General features: G+C 54.4%; 18 protein-coding genes. 5 read left to right on the plus strand and 13 right to left on the minus strand.

All coding sequences use genetic code 11. The features are described 5' to 3' along the window. Entirely contained in the window at nucleotides 1–672 is a 672-nt protein-coding gene (locus tag E5336_RS02885) for an alpha/beta hydrolase (protein WP_277820758.1), read from the plus strand. A gap of 12 nt (nucleotides 673–684) precedes the next feature. Here E5336_RS02885 and E5336_RS02890 read toward each other — a convergent pair whose 3' ends face one another. The 10 genes from E5336_RS02890 to E5336_RS02935 all read right to left on the minus strand — a co-directional run bounded on the left by E5336_RS02890 (nucleotide 685) and on the right by E5336_RS02935 (nucleotide 13,004). Then, nucleotides 685–2,130 carry a nicotinate phosphoribosyltransferase gene (locus E5336_RS02890; RefSeq protein WP_135979589.1) on the minus strand — a complete coding sequence of 482 codons (1,446 nt, stop codon included), beginning with the start codon at nucleotides 2,128–2,130 and terminating at the stop codon, nucleotides 685–687. 3 nt (nucleotides 2,131–2,133) lie between these two features. Continuing rightward, on the minus strand, nucleotides 2,134–2,736 hold the full coding sequence (locus E5336_RS02895) for a cysteine hydrolase family protein (protein ID WP_135979590.1): 603 nt from the start codon (nucleotides 2,734–2,736) through the stop codon (nucleotides 2,134–2,136). 71 nt (nucleotides 2,737–2,807) lie between these two features. Next, nucleotides 2,808–3,899: a recombinase RecA gene (recA, locus tag E5336_RS02900; protein WP_135979591.1), complete on the minus strand. Its 1,092-nt coding sequence runs from the start codon at nucleotides 3,897–3,899 to the stop codon at nucleotides 2,808–2,810. Continuing rightward, nucleotides 3,863–4,378, minus strand: a complete 516-nt coding sequence (locus E5336_RS02905; RefSeq protein ID WP_135979592.1) for a CinA family protein — start codon at nucleotides 4,376–4,378, stop codon at nucleotides 3,863–3,865. Before E5336_RS02905 ends, recA begins: the two co-directional genes overlap by 37 nt. After that, complete coding sequence (gene pgsA / locus E5336_RS02910) at nucleotides 4,378–4,956, minus strand: CDP-diacylglycerol--glycerol-3-phosphate 3-phosphatidyltransferase (RefSeq protein ID WP_135979593.1); 579 nt, start codon at nucleotides 4,954–4,956, stop codon at nucleotides 4,378–4,380. The genes E5336_RS02905 and pgsA overlap by 1 nt, the downstream gene beginning before the upstream one ends. 8 nt (nucleotides 4,957–4,964) lie before the next feature. Continuing rightward, a complete protein-coding gene (locus E5336_RS02915; protein WP_135979594.1) occupies nucleotides 4,965–6,026 on the minus strand; it encodes a helix-turn-helix domain-containing protein in 1,062 nt (353 codons plus the stop codon). Between the two features lie 256 nt (nucleotides 6,027–6,282). Beyond that, nucleotides 6,283–7,437: a DUF349 domain-containing protein gene (locus E5336_RS02920; protein WP_277820759.1), complete on the minus strand. Its 1,155-nt coding sequence runs from the start codon at nucleotides 7,435–7,437 to the stop codon at nucleotides 6,283–6,285. A 92-nt stretch (nucleotides 7,438–7,529) separates the two neighbouring features. Then, entirely contained in the window at nucleotides 7,530–8,792 is a 1,263-nt protein-coding gene (locus E5336_RS02925) for a 2-hydroxyacyl-CoA dehydratase (protein ID WP_135979595.1), read from the minus strand. Continuing rightward, nucleotides 8,785–11,715 (minus strand): acyl-CoA dehydratase activase-related protein, encoded by a 2,931-nt coding sequence (locus tag E5336_RS02930; protein ID WP_277820760.1) that lies wholly within the window; start codon nucleotides 11,713–11,715, stop codon nucleotides 8,785–8,787. Before E5336_RS02930 ends, E5336_RS02925 begins: the two co-directional genes overlap by 8 nt. Nucleotides 11,716–11,801: 86 nt before the next feature. Continuing rightward, nucleotides 11,802–13,004: an MFS transporter gene (locus E5336_RS02935; RefSeq protein WP_168353525.1), complete on the minus strand. Its 1,203-nt coding sequence runs from the start codon at nucleotides 13,002–13,004 to the stop codon at nucleotides 11,802–11,804. Nucleotides 13,005–13,148: 144 nt separating this feature from the next. On the opposite strand from E5336_RS02935, the gene E5336_RS02940 reads away from it, so the two are divergent. The 4 genes from E5336_RS02940 (at nucleotide 13,149) to E5336_RS12345 (ending at nucleotide 17,741) form a co-directional block, all read left to right on the plus strand. Further along, complete coding sequence (locus E5336_RS02940; RefSeq protein WP_135979597.1) at nucleotides 13,149–14,033, plus strand: MurR/RpiR family transcriptional regulator; 885 nt, start codon at nucleotides 13,149–13,151, stop codon at nucleotides 14,031–14,033. A 232-nt stretch (nucleotides 14,034–14,265) separates the two neighbouring features. Further along, a complete protein-coding gene (locus E5336_RS02945) occupies nucleotides 14,266–14,823 on the plus strand; it encodes a manganese efflux pump MntP (RefSeq protein ID WP_135979598.1) in 558 nt (185 codons plus the stop codon). A 59-nt stretch (nucleotides 14,824–14,882) separates the two neighbouring features. Next, a complete protein-coding gene (locus tag E5336_RS02950; protein WP_135979599.1) occupies nucleotides 14,883–17,510 on the plus strand; it encodes a cation-translocating P-type ATPase in 2,628 nt (875 codons plus the stop codon). Nucleotides 17,511–17,582: 72 nt separating this feature from the next. Continuing rightward, complete coding sequence (locus E5336_RS12345) at nucleotides 17,583–17,741, plus strand: hypothetical protein (protein ID WP_168353526.1); 159 nt, start codon at nucleotides 17,583–17,585, stop codon at nucleotides 17,739–17,741. 43 nt (nucleotides 17,742–17,784) lie between these two features. Here E5336_RS12345 and E5336_RS02955 read toward each other — a convergent pair whose 3' ends face one another. From E5336_RS02955 to E5336_RS02965, 3 genes are all read right to left on the minus strand, one after another. Further along, nucleotides 17,785–18,099, minus strand: a complete 315-nt coding sequence (locus E5336_RS02955) for a hypothetical protein (protein WP_135979600.1) — start codon at nucleotides 18,097–18,099, stop codon at nucleotides 17,785–17,787. A 127-nt stretch (nucleotides 18,100–18,226) separates the two neighbouring features. Then, nucleotides 18,227–18,688, minus strand: a complete 462-nt coding sequence (gene spx / locus E5336_RS02960) for a transcriptional regulator Spx (protein ID WP_135979601.1) — start codon at nucleotides 18,686–18,688, stop codon at nucleotides 18,227–18,229. 142 nt (nucleotides 18,689–18,830) lie between these two features. Then, a complete protein-coding gene (locus E5336_RS02965) occupies nucleotides 18,831–19,979 on the minus strand; it encodes an FprA family A-type flavoprotein (RefSeq protein WP_135979602.1) in 1,149 nt (382 codons plus the stop codon). Nucleotides 19,980–20,153 lie beyond the last annotated feature (174 nt).

Consider the following 20,153-nt stretch of genomic DNA (forward strand, 5'->3'; position numbering starts at 1 on the left):
ATGCTTTGGAAATTCAAAAAACGGCCCGTCGTCGTGACCGTTCACGGATTTGGCGCCCGCACATCGCACGAAATGGATGATTTGGCCGCCTTCCTAAAACAAAACCACTACGACGTCGTTCAATTCAATTTATACGATATCAACGATCCGACCGACGCGAACATCAAGGCGTGGATCGAACGCGCCGAGCAGGCGCTCCAAAACGCGTTTCGCAAAACCGACGAAGTGTATTTGCTCGGGTTCAGCATGGGCGGCGTGATCGCCAGCTATCTGGCCACGCTCTTTCCCGTCAAATGCCTGATCCTCGTGGCGCCGGCTTTCCACTACATCAATTTGCAGATGGCCAAGACCGCGACCAAAAAGACGTTTTCATCTTCGTCCTCTTCCAGCAAGGTGTCGCCAAGCCGCGCCCAGACAAAGGCCTTCACCGAAATCGTCAACATGTACAAGGAGTCCATCGCGCACATCGAATGCCCCGTCCTTATCCTGCATGGCACAAAGGACGAGGTCATCGACTATTCCAGCTCGGTTTCCGAATACAAGCGCATTCCGCACGAGCGCAAGCGTCTGCTCCTTGTCGAAGGCGCGCCGCACCGCATGCTTTACACGAAAGCGTTCGAAAACACCGCGTTTCAAATCATTCTCGCCATGCTTCAGGGAAAGCTACTCTAGCTTTCCCTTTTTTTAGCGATACTGCTCCAGCAGCCGCAGTTTGAGATCCAGCAGTTTTTCCGACAAGTCCACATAGTATTCCTGCGGAAAGGCGAATCGTTTGATCTCGTCCCAAATCGTGTCCAGCTCGCTCTTGCTGTAGGCGCGAACCGCCTCCAGCGACGGCAAGTCGTACACCAGCTCGCCCGCCTTGAAAACCGGAACGAGCAGCGGACGCACATCGTATGTCCCGCCCGGAATGACTTTGTACTTCCACCGGTTCATCGGATGGAAAATCCGCAAATCCGCATTTGTATCAATCGTTTCCTCTTGCAGCGTCATCAAATCCGCGATCGCCATCTTCGTTTCCCGATCGTAAATACGATACAAGTCTTTCACACCCGGATTCGTCACCTTGCCCACGTTGTCGCTAATCTTGATTTTCGGAATCCACCGCCCGTCTTCCTTGATGGCGACCATCTTGTACACGCCGCCAAACACCGGCGAATTTTTAGAGCAAATCAAATTCTCGCCCACGCCAAACGCATCGATTTTCGCGCCCTGCTGGCGAATGAGCGACTCGATCACGTACTCGTCCAGCGAGTTGGACACGACAATGGCGCAATCCTCCATGCCCGCCGCGTCCAGTCTGGCCCGCACTTTCTTTGACAAATACGCCATGTCGCCGCTGTCGATCCGCACCCCTTTGAGCCGGTACCCGTTCGGTTCCAAATAGTCCTTCGCCACTTTGATCGCGTTCTCGATGCCCGATTTCAGCGTCGAGTACGTGTCGATGAGCAGCGTGCACGCGTCTGGATACGTCTTGGCGTAATACAAAAACGCGTCGTACTCGCTTGGAAAGCTTTGAATGAACGAATGCGCCATCGTTCCCAGCACCGGAATTTGGAACTTCTCGCCGGCGTACGTCGTCGCCGATCCCGCGCATCCGGCAATATACGCCGCCCGCGCACCGTAAATGGCCGCGTCGAAATTGTGGGCGCGCCGGGCGCCAAACTCCATGACGGCCCGTCCCTCGGCGGCCTGCACGATGCGGCGCGCCTTGGTCGCAATCAGCGTCTGGTGGTTGAGCGCGAGCAAAATCGCCGTTTCCACAAGCTGCGCCTCGATGATCTTGGCCCGCACGCGAATGAGCGGCTCATGCGGAAACACCGGCGTCCCTTCCGGAATCGCGTCGATGTCCCCGGTAAAGCGCACCGTGGACAAATACTCTAAAAATTCCGGGCTGAACTGGCCCAGACTCGCCAAATACTCGATGTCGCTTTTCGAAAAGTGGAGATTTTTCACGTATTCCACGACTTGTTCGAGTCCGGCCAGCACGCAAAGGCCTCCGTCATCCGGATTTTTCCGGTAAAATAAGTCGAAAACGACTTCGAGATCTTTGTTTTGATTAAAATAGCATTGACTCATCGTCAACTCGTAAAAGTCCATGACCAACGTCAGGTTTCTTGGTTCATCCATTGTTTAGTCCTCGATTCTTTCCGGAACCACGATTCCGTTGGCCGCCATGTTCGCCAGCGCCATCGCGTTCCACGCTTCGGCCTCGTGGGTTCCATCGAGATGAAACGTTTCCACGGCGTTGGCCGGCACGATGACCCGGTGGTTTCGATCGTCGTTTTCATTCAAATAGCTTTGTAGCGAAAGCGCGAACTGAAGCACGCACAAATCCGTGCAGCACCCCGTGATCACAAAATCGCGGTACGTTTCCAAAAGCTCCGGAAGCCGCTGTTGAAACGCCGGCGCCATGAACGTGTTCGTGCTGTTTTTAGGCAGCACGTCCCGGGCGTATGGCGACAAGGCGTCGATCACCGCCGCCTCATGACTGTCCTGCACGCAATGGGGCGGATACGCCGCGAACTCGCGCGCGTCGCCCGTATGGCTGTCGCACACAAAAACGGCTGGATAGCCTTTGTCCCGGATCAGTTTTTCGATCGCCGGGACGATCGTTTCGATTCGTTTATCGCTCAACGCTCCTTCGTGTAAGAACCCGTTGACCATGTCCACGACGAACACGACCGGTTTGTCCAGCGAAAGCGCGGTTTCTTTTTTTCTATTTTCTTTTGTCATTTCTGACCTCTTTTCCGTGCCTCAATTATAACATAGAAAAGGAAGTTCCAAGAACTTCCTTCCGTGTCAAATTATTCTTCCGAGGCCGCTTCCCCGTCTTTTTTCGCTTCGTCTTCCTCGATCGCCATTTCCAGCGTGTCGTCGACTTGCGGGTTCATGGACGCTTTCAAACGCGTTTCCAGCTCCTCTTTCAGTTCCGGATGCGTTTTGATATACTCCTTGGCCGCTTCCTTTCCCTGTCCGACTTTCTCGCCTTCGTACGAGTACCAGGCGCCGGCCTTTTTCAAAATACCGGCTTCGACGCACAAGTCGACCAGCTCCGAAATGTACGACACGCCCTCGCCATACATGATTTCGAGAACCACGTTTTTAAACGGAGGCGCCACCTTGTTTTTGACGACCTTGACCTTGACTTTGTTTCCGACGATATCCGATCCGTTTTTGATCGCGTCCGCCTTGCGGATGTCGATCCGCACCGACGAATAAAACTTCAAGGCGCGTCCGCCCGGCGTCGTTTCCGGATTGCCGTACATCACGCCCACTTTTTCACGTAGCTGGTTGATGAAAATCGCCGTACATTCATTGTGGTTCATCAAACCGGCCAGCTTTCGCATCGCCTTGGACATCATTCGCGCCTGGGCGCCCACCTGCATGTCTCCCATCTCGCCATCCAGCTCGACCTGGGGCACGAGCGCCGCCACGCTGTCGACCACGACCAGGTCGACGGCGCCGCTTTCGATGAGCATGAGCATGATGTTCAATCCCTGCTCGCCCGAATCCGGCTGGGACAAAATCAAATCGTCGATATCGACGCCAAGCTTTTTCGCGTAAACCGGGTCGATCGCGTTTTCCGCGTCGATAAACGCCGCGCGTCCGCCTTTTTTCTGCACTTCCGCGATCGCGTGGAGCGCCAGCGTCGTCTTACCGCTCGATTCCGGTCCGAAGATCTCGATGATCCGTCCCTTCGGATAGCCGCCGATTCCCAGCGCCTGATCCAAAAGCAGGCTTCCCGAAGGAATCGGCTCGACGTCCGTCGCCGCCCGGTCCCCCAGCTTCATGATCGCGCCTTTTCCGTATTCGCGCTCGATCTCGTTCAACACATCTTTTAACAGTTTGTCTTTATCTTTTACTTCTGCGGCCGCAGCTGTTGTCTTTTTTGCCATTCACTTTCCTCCTTCATGATGGTCAGCGTGTTGGCGACCATGTCCGCCACGACCCGCGCGCGGATCTCGTTACGCGCCAACCCATCCCATTGAAAACGAAAATCAAAAACCGTTCCTTCCCGTTTCGCCACGGCGCAATACACCAGCCCCGCCGGTTTGCCTTCCATTGCGGACGGCCCCGCGTTGCCCGTAAAGGAAACCGCGAAATCGACATCCATGAGCCGCTGGGCGTTGAGAGCCATCGCCCGCGCGCAAGGTTTGGATACGACGCCAAAGCGTTCGATAAGCAAAGCGGGCACGTCGAGCATCCGCTCTTTCATTTCCGTGAAATACGTCACGTACCCGCCCTTGAGCACCGCGCTGGCGCCAGGGCACGACGCGATCGTCGCGCTAAAGAGCCCCGCCGTCAAACTTTCGGCGCTGCCGATCGTCCAGCCATTTTGTCCGGCGACTTCGATCAATTCCTTGACGGCTTCCATCACATCGTCTCCAAAACGTATTTTTTCAGTTTTTGAAAATAAATCCATCCGCTATACACGGACACGATCGTCGCCGCCCACAACACGATTGAAGCCAGAGGCACGCCAATCAGGGCGAACGGCCAGTTGTTCAGCAACAGCAAAAGAATCGCGATCATCTGCAAAACCGTCTTGAGCTTTCCAAAAAAGCCCGCGCTGACGACTTCGCCGCTTTGCGCGGCGCTCATCCGCAGTCCGTCCACGATCAAGTCGCGCGCGATCATGATCAGCACCGCCACCACGTTGGCCGCGTGCGCCCAGACAAGCAAGATCAAAACCGTGTTCACGAGCATCTTGTCCGCGATCGGATCGGCGAATTTTCCAAACGACGTGATCCAGTTGTTTTTTCTCGCCAGCATTCCATCCAAATAGTCGGTAATCGACGCCAGAGCGAAAATGATCAAAACAAGAAGATTGCGCAAGCCCAGTCCCGTCGCCGCGTTGACGATGCCGGCATCCGCCGGCACGCACAAATACACCGCCACGACCACCGGCACGAGCGCGATCCGCAAAATCGTAAGTTTATTCGGCAGATTCATATGTCCTCCTATTCCCCATAGCCGTAAGGATCGCCGTAGCCATAGTCTGCGGCCTCCTCGCCATAGGCGTAGTCTTCCGTACTTCCATCATACCAGCTTGCGTCCCACTGGCCATATCCGTTTGATTCGTCCGCCACCGGCGCGCTTTGGCCAAACGCGAGTTCGATCTGCGCCGGCTCGTCCTGCCCGCCTTCCTTTGGCGTATACGCCACGACCTGGCCGTTGAGCGTGATGGAGTTGTTTTTGTAGGAGGAAATGACAAGCCGGTACGTCTCGGCCGATCCGATTTCCAGCACGGTGCTGAAATCGGCCGTCTGCGCCTGGTCGGCGTCGCCGGCCACCAGTTCTTCTCCTTTGTACACTTCTATTTTTGTTTCCGAAGGAACCGACACGTTTAACTGCACGGTCCAGGGCATCGCCTGATCGGAATGGATATATACGGTATCGGGAACATCGGCTGTCTCGCTCAAAGTCAATGCGGTCTTCGCCTCTTCGAGCCTGGCTTCTTTTCTCTGCTGCGACAAACGCTGCGTTTCCTGTTCTTTTTTTTGCAATTCAGCCTGACGGGCGGTTTCCCTCGCCTTCGCCTCGTTGGCGCTCAGCATCGAGCTGACCATGTTCGTCAGCAAAAAACCGCCAGCCACGATGACGATTCCCCACAAGGCAAGCGGGGACAGTTTCCGTTTCGACCAGTGCAGGGAGCGCGAGGCTCTGGAAATGCTCGACTGGAAATGCGACCGTTTTTTACGCGAGCGCTTGGACGCCTGCGCCTTGGGCATGTTTTCCACGATCCGCCGCTGCGCCTGGGTGAGCGCCATGTTTTTCTTGTGCGCGTGGTATTTGATCGTCTGGTCCACTTCGACCGAGATCGCCTCCCAGTTCACGCCGATGGCGTTGGCGTAGGCATGCACGAAATATCGGACAAATGAATAGTCATCTGAAAATACATCAAGATCATTTTCCTCGATGGCCGCGATGTACTCAGGCGCGAGCCGCGTCTGCACCGCCACATCTTGGATGGAGAGTTTTAAATCAATTCTTCGCTGTTTCAGGATTTGATAATATGTCATTAAAACTTCCCCTTTCAGTATTTTATTATACCAAATAAAACACGTGAAAAAAAGGACATATCATCCTTCACACTTTTCTCTTTTTAACCTCCTACCCTTTATATACGATAAAAAATCAAAAAAAGTCCCGTTCCATCAAAAAAAATTTTTCTCCCGTAAACAAACACATTATTTTCGGTAAACAGATTATATCACATCCAGTTTTACTGGGCAATCGTTTTTTCAAAAAAAGCCGAAAATCCGGCTTCTCTTCGTATTAGTCCTCCAAACGGGCGTCGATATCGGAAATCTGCTGCTCCAGCTCGTCGATAAAGTCTTCCTTATCGTCGATTTCCGCCTGAATGTCCGCCATCGTCGCTTCGCTGACAAGGCCGAACATGTCGTTTTGCAGACGCTCGATCTGCCGCTTCTGGTTGTTGATGAGCTCCACTTTTTTATTGCGGGCCTCCATCATTCTGGACTTCCAGTCCTGCTGACGCTGCTCGCTCATCTTTTTCAAACCGTCGAAATACAAGTCGTTGGCCGCTCTGAACTCCGCCCAGATCCGGTCGTCGTGCTCGCGTCCCGCGAAGCCGATCTTTTTCCAGTCGTTGGAAAGCTGCTTCATAAACTCCGTGTTTTCACGCGAGTACACGCCGCCGTCCGCGACCGCCTTGGCCTGCTCCACCAGCGCGCGTTTCTTGGCGTAGTTTTCCGAACGCGTCCGGGACAATTCGTCGTAATGCTCGTTGCGGCGCGTGTAAAATTCCTGACGGGCGTCGTTGAACTCGTGCCACAGGGCGTCGTCGACTTTGTTGCCGGCGTGGCCGATGCTCTTCCACTCGTCCATCAAGTTCTTCATCGCGTTGCTCGTTTTTTGCCACTCCGTGGAATCCTTCAATTCCCGGGCGCGCTCGATGAGCACTTCCTTCGCTTTTTTCGCCTCGTCGAACTGCGCGTGCATTTCCTCCCACGCCTCGTGCTTGCGCTGGTAGAAAATATCGCGGGCGGCCTGGAACTCGGCCCACAGTTTATCGTCCGTTTCCCGTCCGGCGTGACCCGCCTTCTTCCATTCGTCCATCAGCTCGTTGGCTTCCTTGCTCGCTTTATTCAAGTTGTCGGTCTGCGCCAGTTCCTGCGCGCGCTTCACCAGGTTTTCCTTGATCGTCTGCGCCTCTTTATACACTTCATTGCGTTTTGCATACACCGCGTCGAGAGCCGATTCAAACTCGTCTCTGAGCTGGTCTTCATAATCCGATTCCCAATAGTGGATTCGCTTCCATCTTCTCTTCAGGTTGGAGAGTTCGCGCTGCGTCTCGTTCCAGTTGGACGATTCGGCGAAATTCTTCGCCTCTTCGACTAATTCCTCCTTGAGCGAAATGTCCGCATCCATGTCTTCAACTTCGTACAATTCATCATTCATCTGTGCCATATGTTTCCTCACTCATATAGATTTACTATCTAATACATTATTTTACACGTCTTTACACAAATAAAAAAGGGATAAAACGAATTTTTTTCGAATTATCCATTTTTATGCAAATTTTCACGCGCGATCGAAAGCATCAGCTTGATCCGGTTTTCCTGATTCACCTTCGTCGCTCCCGGATCGTAGTCGATCGCCACGATGTTGGCTTGCGGATACGCCTTGCGCAGCGCCCCCATCATGCCTTTGCCCACGATATGGTTTGGCAAGCAGCCAAACGGCTGGGCGCACACGATGTTACCATACCCCGCCTCGGTCAGCTCGATCATCTCCGCCGTCAGCAGCCAGCCCTCGCCCATCTTGCAGCCGTTGCCGATAAACGGCGTCACGATCTGCTTCAAATGCGCATAGCTGGCCGGCGCCACAAACGATCCATCGCGCTTGACCGCCTGAATCAGCTCCGTTTCAAACCGCGTCAAGTAATTGAAAATGACATGCGTCGCCTGCTGGCTGAACCGGCTGCCGCCATACAGGCGCGTGTCCTCCATCGGCATGTCGATGGCATACAACAAAAACTGCATCACGCCCGGCACCATGACTTCGCACCCCTCGTCGCGCAAAAACCGCTCCAGGCCGTTGTTGGCCAGCGGCGAGTACTTGGCGTAAATCTCGCCGACGATTCCAACTTTGACCTTCGGCACGGCGTGACGCTCGATCGCCGAAAACTCCGCCACCATTTCCTGATAGTGGCGCGTCACCTGCTTGAGCGAAAAGCCCTCGTTTCCATCAAACCAGCGCGACGTGCGCTCGATCCACGACTCGACAAGTGCGTCGGTTTCACCGCAGGTGACTTCGTAAGGCCGCGTCTGGTTGGACAGCAGCATGAGCATGTCCCCGTACGCCAGCACCGCCAGCATCCGCCGCAGCATCGGGATCGTGATCCGAAACCCCGGATTGCTTTCGAGGCTGCTCAAATTGATCGTGACGACCGGCACCTGGCCAAGCCCGGCGTCCCGCAACGCCTTGCGCAGCAAATACGCGTAGTTGCTCGCCCGGCACCCGCCGCCGGTTTGCGTCATAAGCAGCGCGACGTGGTCCACATCGTAGCGGCCGCTCTTGAGCGCGTCGATCATCTGGCCGATCGTCAGCAGCGCCGGATAGCACGTGTCGTTGTGGACATAGCGCAAGCCTTGCTCCACGACGCCTGGCCCTTCGTTCATGAGCACCTCGATCCGAAAGCCGTAGCTGCGCAAAATGTTACGCAAAATTTGAAAATGCGTCGTCAGCATGTTTGGAAACAGCAACGTGTGCGTTTCCTTCATTTCCTTCGTAAACGGAATCGCCGCCACCCGTTCAGACATGCGTTCCACCTCGTTTCTCTTTCGCCGCCGCGAACAGCGAGCGCAGACGGATTTTCACCGCGCCCAGATTGGTGATCTCGTCGATCTTGATTTGCGTGTAAATCTTTCCATTCGACTCCAAAATCGCCCGGACCTCGTCGGTCGTGATCGCGTCCAGCCCGCAGCCAAACGAAACGAGCTGAACCAGGTCGATTTTATCGTATCCGCACGTGTTCACAAAATCCGCCGCGCTATACAGCCGGGCGTGGTAAGTCCACTGGTTGAGCACGTCGGTGTCGACCTTCTTCACCATATGCCCAAGCGAATCCTCGGAAAGCAGCACCGCGCCTTCCTGCGTGACAAATTTGTCGATACCGTGATTGACTTCCTCGTCCAAATGATACGGCCGCCCGCACAAGACGATGATCGGCAAATTCCGCTCGACCGCGTACTGGTACAACCGGTCCCCCTCGTTGTGAATCGTTTCCAAATGCGCCTCGTAGCGCGCGTACGCTTTTTCCGCCGCCTCGGCCACTTCCTTTTTCGAAAAGTCATGGTCGAACGCCTCGTTCAAAAACGCCCGGAAGTGCTTCGGGAAATCCTTGCGGCGGTGAATGCCTAAATACGGATGGAGCAGCCGCGCCCGGCTGCCGGCCGGCAGCGCGTTGCGCAGCACTTCAGGATAGTAGGCGACGACCGGACAGTTGTAGTGGTTGTCCGCCTTTTGCTCGTCCATGTTGTACGACAGGCAAGGATAGAAAATGTGTTCCACCCCTTTATCCAAAAGCGCCTTCAAATGTCCGTGCATCAATTTGGCCGGATAGCACACGGTATCGCTGGAAATCGTGTTTTGTCCGGCATGGTACAGCTTTTTGTTCGACTTGCCCGACAGCTCCACCCCGAATCCCAGCTCCGTCAGCAGCGTGTGCCAAAACGGAAGCAGCTCATATTCGTTCAGTCCCATAAGCAGCCCGATCGTCTCCAGGCGGCCCGGCTGCGACGAATACGCGTCCAGCAGTTTCTTTTTCACCTCGAACATCGACGGCAGCGCCGCGCCGGACTGCCCGCGCGTCGGCTTGTCGCACTGGTTGCCGCCAATAAAACGCCGGCCGTCCGAAAACGTGTTGATCGTCAAGCGGCAGTGGTTCGTGCACCCTTTGCACGTCGTCGCCATGACCTGGTGGCGGAAATTTTGGAGCGCCGGCCCATCCAGCAGCCCGCTGCGCTCCAGACGATGATCGAGCGCGTACAACGCGGCGCCATACGCGCCCATCAAACCGGAGAGCGCCGGTCGAATGACGTCGCGGCCGATTTCTTTTTCAAAGGCGCGCAAGACGGAATCGTTCAAAAAGGTTCCCCCCTGCACAATGACGTGGCGGCCGATTTCCTCTTTGTCCTTCATTCGAATGACTTTGTACAGCGCGTTTTTCACGACGCTGATCGACAAGCCGGCGGCGATGTTCTCTATCGTGGCGCCGTCCTTTTGCGCTTGCTTCACGCTGGAATTCATAAACACCGTGCAGCGCGAGCCCAAGTCGACAGGCCGGTTCGCGAACAGTCCCCGGCGGGAAAAATCCTCGATCGAATAGCCAAGCGCGCCGGCGAACGTCTGCAAAAACGAGCCGCATCCCGAGGAGCAAGCCTCGTTTAAAAAGATATTGTCGATCGCCCCGTTGCGAATTTGAAAACACTTGATGTCCTGCCCGCCAATGTCGATGATGAAATCGACATCCGGATCGTATTGTCTGGCCGCGGTGTAATGGGCGATCGTCTCGACGAGTCCGTAATCGGCGTGGAACGCGTTTTTAATGATTTCCTCCCCGTATCCCGTCGTGGCGCTGCCAACGATTTTCGCTTGGGGGAACGCCGCGTACAGCTGCTCCAAAAACGATTTCACAAGCGGAACCGGATTGCCGGCGTTAGGCATATAGCGCGAAAACACGACGTGGCGGCGCGTGTCGATCGCGACCGCCTTCAACGTGGTCGATCCCGCGTCGATGCCGACCGCCAGCTCGACCGGCTTTGCGCTCGATGTCGTGATTTGCTGGTCCTGCTTCGAATGTCTGGCGGCAAACGCCTCGTATTCCGCCTCGCTTTCAAAAAGCGGCGCGCACGCGGCGTACTGGTCGCTGGCCGTGTAGCTTGCCAGCGCGCCCAGCAAGGCGTCAAACGAAAACGTCTTGTCCTGCGAAAGCAAAGCCGCTCCGTATGCCACAAAGTACAGGGAATGCTTCGGGCACGTTCCTTTTAAGCGCAACGCGTCGTCGAAAGTGGCGCGCAAGGCGGAAAAAAAGGTGAGCGGACCGCCTAAATACACGACGCGGCCTTCGATTTGGCGGCCATGCGCCAGGCCCGCGATCGTCTGGTTGGCGACCGCCGTAAAAATCGACGCCGACACGTCCTCTTTCGTCGCCCCCTGGTTGAGCAGCGGCTGGACGTCGGACTTGGCGAACACGCCGCAGCGCGAGGCGATGCTGTAAATCTTTTTGTGGTTTGTCGCCAGGGCGTTCATTTCGTCTTGCGAAATATCCAAAAGCGTCGCCATCTGGTCGATGAACGCTCCGGTTCCCCCCGCGCAGCTGCCATTCATGCAAACATCCATCGCGCCGGACAAAAAAAGGATTTTCGCGTCCTCCCCGCCCAGCTCGATGACGACATCGGTTCCCGGCAGCAGCGCGTTGACGGCTTCCCGGGTCGCGTACACCTCCTGGGCGAACGGAATGCCCAGATCTTGCGCGAGCCCCATGCCGGCCGAGCCGGATATACACAATCGAATGGTCGCTTGATCGGGAAACATGCGCTGGATTCCCGACAGCATTTCGATGACTTTTAACGTGATTTGAGAATAATGGCGTTCATACTGCTGGTACAAAATCGCGCCCGATTCGTCCAGCACTACGCTTTTCAATGTCGTTGAGCCTACATCTAAGCCAATTCTGATCATAAAGTCCCTCCTTTTCTCGGAAAGTATAGCACATTATATACTTTTTTCGCCCGTCGTGACAACTCAAACGCGAAAAAAAAGAGCCGCTAGTTCGACTCCTTTGCCAGCTGCGGCACGTTTTGTTTTTTTCCAGCCTGCCGCAGCGAAACGACCATCAGCGCTCCCGCCAGCGTCAACGCGAGCACGAACCGCAGCATCGTCTCCATGCCATAGGCGTCCTGCAGCATGCCGCCCGCCGTGTTTCCGATCGCCGAGCCAAATCCCGACGTCATGACGCCAATCATCGTCTGTCCCATGATTTGATGTTCTTTCGCCAGATTTTCCGCCACATAGTATGTCATGATGGGCGTGAACAACCCGTACGAAAGTCCCTGGAACGCCAGCCCGACAAACAAAACCGGCAGGCTTGGCGCCACGCACACCAGACCGTTGCGGGCGATATAAAACAAAGCCGCCGCCGCGAGCAGGCTTTTGGCCCCGAACCGGTGCATGAGCCGTGGCGCCACCGCCATGACCGGCAGCTCGCTGGCCGCCATAAAAAACGTCGCCACGCCCAGCATCGAGGCATCGCCGCCCAGGGACGTCACGATGTTGATCAAATACGTTCCAACGCAGGCGCTAGCCGCGAACGCCAGCCCGAAGCCTAGAAGCAAGCCAAAAAACAAGCGGTACCGCCCGGCTAGGCCAAACAGGCTGACGCTGGCCGCGCAATCTGCTTTCGCCTCCGTTTTCGAATACGTGGCCGGCATCCGCCACAAAACGACGACACATAGTATATTGGCGCCCAAAAACAGGAAGCCCAGCGCTGCCGGGGAAAACCAGCCGACAAGCTGGCCGGCGACGATGGCGCACAACGCGTAGGAAATCGAGCCGATTCCGCGCGACAAACCGAAATTGACGGGTTTCCCGTCCGCGATGTAGTTCATCGCGATCGTGGAGACGAGTGGTACGGTGCTGATATTCAGCGCGTACATCGCGATGTACAATCCCATCAAAAGCGCTTTGGGCAGAGGCAAAAACACGATGGCGCTAAACAACAGCGATTCGACGGCGAAAAAGCCGATGAGCTGCTGCTGTAAGGAAAACCGTTTCACTTTGGCGCATACGCCGGATACGACTGGCGACAAAACGATAGTCGTCAAGGAGGATCCGCCTGTGACGACGCCGATTTCCGTGTTCGTGAGTCCCTTGTGCTGCAAAAGCACGGCCACGAAGCCAAGCGCGCACAGCGTCCCCATCCAGTATGTCGCGTGCAGCGCGTTGTATTTTCTTTGCATTGTGTTGTCCATTCCCACCATCTCCCTTTTCAAAGGCATCTTATTCCCTTTTCGCGCAAAAAAGAAGCGCGGATAAAAAACGGGTTCCGTGTTTCGTTTCCGGACGGATTTTCAAGTGTTCTGGCGAAACAACATGACTCATGATACAATTTATTTATGTTAATCAAGGAAAAACTCAAGCATTCCAAATTTTCGGATTCGCAGCGAATCGTTGTCGACTACATGCTCAAAGCCGGCCCCAAGATCCGAAACAAAACGGTGCGCCAAATCGCCAAGGAAACGTACACGTCGTCCGCGACGCTGATTCGCATCGCCCACAAGCTCGATTTCACCGGCTGGGAGGAATTGAAGCGCGCCTTCATCGAGGAGCAGGATTATTTGTCATCGCATTTTCAAAACGTCAACGCCAACGTGCCGTTTGAAAAGGACGACTCTTCGATGACGATCGCCAACCGGATCGCCGTGCTCGAAAAGGAAGCCATCGACGACACTCTTGCCCTGATCGACTGGGGTGCGATCGAGCAGGCGGCCGCCATCGTGGACGACTGCCCGGTTGTCAACATCGTGGCCATGAACAACACCATCGCGCAAGCCGAGGAGTTCATGTACAAAATGGGCCGCATCCAAAAGCGCGTCATCGTCCAGCCGCCCAGCGGCGAAGGCTTGTACAACGGAACGATTCTGGATCCGGCCTCGTGCATGATCGTCATTTCCTACACCGGCGAGACAAGCAACTTCATCCGCTGGATCCGCTTCGCCAAGGAAAGCCATGTGCCGGTGATTGCCATTACCTCGCTGGGGGACAACACCATCAGCAAGCTGGCGGACTTGACGCTGCGCATTTGCACCCGGGAAAAGCTCTACTCCAAAATTTCGTGGTACGCTTCGGAGGCGTCGATTTCGTATTTGCTGAACGTGCTCTACTCGCTCGTGTTCGCGCGCCACTACGATCAAAACTTCGCCGCGAAAGTCGAACGGTCCAAAAAAATCGAAAAAGGACGCAAGTCCTCGATTTCGATCATCAACGAGGAAAAGCCGTAGGACGCGGCTTTTTTTCACCCGCCGATTAGCCTGGCTTAACCTTTTTTCAAAGTAAAACGATTGCCCAAACCGGCGGTCCGTGTTATAAACTATCCGACTGAGGGAGTAATCAGCATTCTCAAATGCAGCAATGTCGACATCCTGGCTGACGCCCGGTATTGCTTGAAAAGATGAGACTCATGAACTTTTTAATCGTTCATGAGTCTTTTTTATGATAGGAGGAGTGGAGAATATGGGAATGATCGAACTCGTTTTGATTGCGGTGTCGCTGTCGATGGACGCTTTCGCGGTGTCCATCTGCAAGGGGCTGTCGCTTCAAAACGTCAATGGAAAGCACATGGTCATCGCCGGCGCGTGGTTTGGCGGCTTTCAGGCGCTGATGCCGCTGATCGGCTATGGCCTGGGCAGTTTGATGGCCGGCTTCATCCAAAACTACACGCACTGGATCGCGTTTATCCTGCTGGCGTGGATCGGCGGCAACATGATCAAGGACTCGTTTGGCGAGGAGGAAGGCGTGGACGGCTCGATGACGTGGAAGTCGATGCTCGTTTTGGCGATCGCCACCAGCATCGACGCGCTGGCGGTCGGCATCACGTTTTCGTTTATGGACGTGTCGATTGTGCCGGCAATCGTCCTGATTGGCATCGTGACGTTCGCCTTTTCGGCCATTGGCATCAAGATTGGCAGCTTGTTTGGCGCCAAGTACCGTTCCAAGGCGACTCTTTTCGGCGGAATCGTCCTCGTTCTCATCGGGCTGAAAATCCTGCTCGAAGGGCTGAACATCCTGTAAGTGTTAGAAAGGAAATCGGGAAAGTGGTTTGATATGATGGACACAAGGAGGAGAAACACGTGAAATTTTACGACCAATCGGTTCCGGATGTGGAACGCTGTCTCGACACGAACATCCATACCGGACTGGATACGACGCAAGTCAAACAACGACAGGAAAAATATGGGCCAAACAAACTCAAAGAGGCGAAACAGAAATCCAGCTTCGCCCGGTTTGTCGACCAGTTCAAAGATCCAATGATCATCATCCTGCTCATCGCGGCCGCCATTTCGTTTGGAATCGCCATTTTTGAAAAGGATCCCGAAGGATTTTTCGAACCCGTTCTGATTTTGGTCATCGTGATTCTGAACGCCTTGATGGGAGTCGTTCAGGAATCCAAAGCCGAGGCCGCGCTCAACGCCCTCAAGCAAATGACGACGCCGCAAGCGCGCGTCATCCGAAACGGGAAAGAGGAAATCGTTCCTTCCCAGGATCTTGTGCCCGGCGACATCATCAAACTGGAGGCCGGCGACTTCGTTCCCGCCGACGCCCGCCTGTTTCAAAGCGTGAGCCTGAAAAGCGAGGAAGCCGCGCTCACGGGCGAATCCGTCCCGGCGGAAAAAGACGCCGGCGCCATCGTCAAAGACGGGGCCCCGCTCGGGGATCGCGTGGACATGGTGTACTCGGGCTGCTCCATCACGTATGGAACCGGCCAGGCCATCGTATGCGCCATCGGCATGGACACCGAGATGGGAAAAATCGCCGGTCTGCTCAACAGCGAGGAAAAATCCCAGACGCCGCTTCAGCTCAAGCTCGCCCAGCTTGGAAAGTACCTTGGCTTTTTGGCGATCGGCTGCTGCGCGATCATCTTTGTGGTCGGCCTGCTCAACGGCTTGCCGCCAATGGAATTGTTCCTGACGTCCGTTTCCCTGGCGGTCGCCGCGATTCCGGAAGGCTTGCCGGCCATTGTCACGATCGTGCTGTCGATCGGCGTGACGAAGCTTGCCAAACAAAACGCGATCATCCGCAACCTGCCGGCGGTCGAAACGCTCGGTTCGGCCTCGATCATTTGCTCGGATAAGACAGGCACGCTCACCCAAAACAAAATGACGCTCGTCAAGGCGTGGGCCGACGGCGACGAGGATGTCGTCGACATCACGACCGACGATCCAAAGGAAATCAAGCGCCTGCTTCAACTGGGCACCTTGTGCTCGGATGGCTCGATCTTGATCGAGGACGGCCAGGAGAAATCGGTCGGCGATCCAACCGAGACGTCGATCGTGTCGGCCGCCATGAAAAACGGCATGACGAAAGAAGCGCTCAATCAAATGTATCCGCGGCTGGCGGAGCTGCCGTTCGACTCGGACCGCAAGCTCATGTCCACCATCAACAAAATGGACGGCCAGCTCGTCGTGATCACGAAGGGGGCGCTCGACTCCATGATTCCACGCCTGAAAAGCGGCGACGTGAAAAAAGCGAAAGAGCTCAACGAGGCGATGTCCAAAAACGCCTTGCGCGTCTTAGCGATTGCCTCCAAACCGATTGACGAGGTGCCAAAAAACCCGACGAGCGAGCAGCTTGAAAACGACTTGAACCTGGAAGGTCTTGTCGCGATGATCGACCCCGCCCGGCCGGAAGCGAAAGAAGCGGTCAAAGTGTGCCGCAAGGCGGGCATCCGTCCGGTCATGATTACGGGCGACCACGTCATCACCGCCAGCGCGATCGCGAAGGAGCTTGGAATTTTGCGCGATGGCGACAAAGCCATCACGGGTGTCGAACTTGACGCGATGAGCGACGACGAGCTTGATCACGACATTGAAAACATTTCCGTGTACGCCCGCGTTTCTCCGGAAAACAAGATCCGGATCGTCAAAGGCTGGCAGCGCAAAAACCAGGTTGTCGCCATGACGGGAGACGGCGTCAACGACGCGCCGGCTTTGAAAGCGGCCGACATTGGCTGCGCGATGGGCATCACCGGCACGGAAGTCGCCAAAGGGGCGGCGGACATGATTTTGACCGACGACAATTTCGCGACGATCGTCTTCGCGGTCCGGGAAGGACGCGGTATTTTCTCGAACTTGAAAAAAGTCATCGGCTATTTGCTGGGAACGAACATCGGCGAGGTGCTTGTCGTGTTTGTTTCGATGCTGTTGTGGCACAAATCGCCGTTTGTGTCGATGCAGCTGCTGTGGATCAACCTCGTGACCGATTCCCTGCCGGCTATCGCGCTGGGCATGGAGCCGGTGGAAAAGGACGTCATGAACCACAAGCCGAAAGCGAAAAACGAAGGCATCTTCGCCAATGGCTTTGGCGCCCGTATCATCCTGCAAGGCGTCATGTTTGGCGGTCTGGCGTTGCTGTCGTTTTATCTCGGCCAGCAGCTGACCCACACCGAGCGGGGCGCGGAAACGATGGCGTTCATCACGCTGGCGCTTTCCCAGGTCATTCAGGCGTTCAACATGCGCAGCGAGCACTCGTTGTTCAAAACCGGCTTCTTTACAAACAAGAAGCTGAACATGGCGGCGCTCGTATCGTTCGCGCTGGTGGCGCTTGTCATCTTCACGCCGCTCAACATCCCGTTCAATTTGGAGATTTTGCCTTGGGGCGATTTCTTCATCGCCCTTGGTTTGGCGTTCGTTCCATTTGTCGTGATGGAATGCTCGAAGGCGTTTGGCTTGATCAAGCATTCCAAAAGCTACGACGAATAAACAATCCGATTCGAAAAAGTCTGTTACGGCAGGCTTTTTTTGTATATAATATAGAAAAAGGAGGAGGATCGTATGTGGATCTTGATCATCGGGGCGATTGCCTTGTTCGCTTTGTCCGTCTGGCTGGAGCGACGCGCTCCTCGCTCCGGACGTGATCAGCTGGACGAAAGCGGCGAGCAGGCGCGGCTCGACCAGCGCAACGCGGCGAACAACCAGAGCTTTCGCCCATAAGAAAAAGGTGTCCAATCGAAAATCGTTTCGATCGACACCTTTTTTAAATCCATTTTTTGCACAGCGTCAGCACGAGCATGTAAATGAGCGAGCCAATCAAAATCAGCAGCGAGCGAACGATCGCGCCATAGCCGATGGTCAGCGCTCCAAAGCCGAGTAAAATGAGCAGCTTGGCGTTCTGCGCGTTTTCGCGCAGCGATTTGACATACATCCAGCCAATGACTTCCACGCACAAAAAGAACAAGACGTAAATCTGCCCGAGCACAATGGGCGTTTTGGCGGTTTCCATAATTGGAAAAATCGTAAAGACGAGCATTTCCAAAGCGAACCGGAGATGTTGTTTCGAGGTTTGTTTCATAATGCGGGTTCCTTTGCTAGTCCGCGCATCCATCCGGATGAAAGCGGAGTTTTATTATACCACATCCTCCAAAGCGCCGGCCGGGACAAAAATAGAAAAATCTCCCAACTGGGGAAGTCGAGAGATTTTAAATTGAACTAAGATGAATCGTACCCGGTTCGTCGTTCAGGGTCAAACCGATACTAGTTTCGTCTTCTTTCATTCCTGGTGTGCGGACGTGAGTTGTCTGACTGCGTATAGCATTCGGTGTGAATGTTGTAATTTCATCATCGTCATAACCAATTACCATACTATTCTCTGATAAGAGAATCGGCCGCTTCAAAATCGACGGATTCTTCTGTATCAAAACAATCAATTCCTTTGTCGAGAAGTCATCAATCCCTTTCTCTAAAGAATGAAACACTTTTGAACGGACGGAAATGATATCTTCTGTACCATTTTCGCACCTTGACAACAAGTACTTAATCTCACTTTCTTTTAACACACTTGAAAAAATATTTTTTTCGACAAAATCTATATGATTATCTTTGAGCCACTGTTTTGCCTTCCGACAACTAGCGCACCCAGGAGAAGTATAAAGAATTACCATATACTGTCCTCCTACTCAAATTATACCTTTTTCGTAGGAAATGAAAAGATTTATTTTATTTATCGCTTAAGCGAAACTTAAATAATTCCGGTTTTTTACCACATTCCCCCGTTTGGATTGTGGCAGAAATTCATCGTTTTTTTTACAATTCTTCCGCGATTTGCGCCATTTCTTCCAGATTTCGCTCGGTTTCACGCGCTTTCAAAGTGACAATCGGCTCCACGAGGGTCATATTTTTCATTTTGTCCACATACCCTTGGATGACGCGCGCCGCCGACGGTCCCCACGATCCGTTTTGCATGATCGCGACCTTGCGGTTTTGGAAGTTTTTATGCACCAGTTCGATCAAAAACAGCTCCATGCTCGGGAACACGCCGCCGTCGTAGCTTGCGGAAGCGAGCACGAGCGAGCTGTATTTGAACGCGTCCGCGATCGCCTGCGATACGGGAACGCGGGACAGATCCGCCACTTTCGCCTTCTTGCCAAGGCCCTCGATCATGTCCTTGAGCAGCCCGGCCGCGTGCGCCGTGTGGCCGTAAATCGAGGAGTACGCGATAAACACGCCTTCTTCCTCCGGCGCGTACGAGCTCCACGTGTTGTACAAGTTGATGTAGTACCCCAGGTTTTCCGTCAGGATCGGGCCGTGCAGCGGGCAGATGATCTGCACATCCAAGCCGCTCAGCTTTTTCAGCAGCGCCTGCACCTGCATGCCGTATTTGCCGACGATATTCAAATAGTAGCGGCGGGCTTCGTCCACCCAGCCATCCTCGTAGTCCAGCGTTCCGAATTTACCAAACGCGTCCGCCGAGAACAGCACTTTTTCCTCCGGCACGTACGTCACCATGACTTCCGGCCAGTGCACCATGGGCGCCATGAAAAACTGCAGCGTGTTTTTTCCGATCGAAATCTGGTCGCCTTCCTTCACGACGACTTTTTTCTCATTCAGCCCTTCAATGTCAAAATAGTTTGGCAGCATGTTGAACGTCTGCGCGTTTCCAATGAGCCGCATGTTCGGATACCGCTTGCACAGCTCTAAAATATTGGCCGCGTGATCCGGCTCCAAATGCGAGATCACCAAATAGTCCACCGGACGGTCGCCGATTTTTTCGGCCAGGTTGTTCAGCCACTCCTCGCTTTTGCGAATGTCGATCGTGTCCATCACGACAATTTTCTCATCGACGATCACATACGAGTTGTACGACACGCCATGCGAAATCGGATACTGGCTTTCAAACAGATCCAAATCGTGGTCATTCGCGCCGATATATTTGATATATGTATTGCTCCACATAAAAAAAGCCTCCTGTTTCCTTTCACATTTTATCATCATCACTACATACAGAAAAGAAAAAGGAATCATAAATACAAAAAAGGCGCCCCGTTTTTCACAGAGCGCCTCGCGTTTCATGGCTTTTTTCGATGCAGCAATGCGTTCGCCGCGAAAGCGGCCGCCACGATGAAGCCA

Source organism: Dubosiella muris, from assembly GCF_004793885.1.
GTDB classification, from domain to species: Bacteria; Bacillota_I; Bacilli_A; order Erysipelotrichales; family Erysipelotrichaceae; genus Dubosiella; species Dubosiella muris.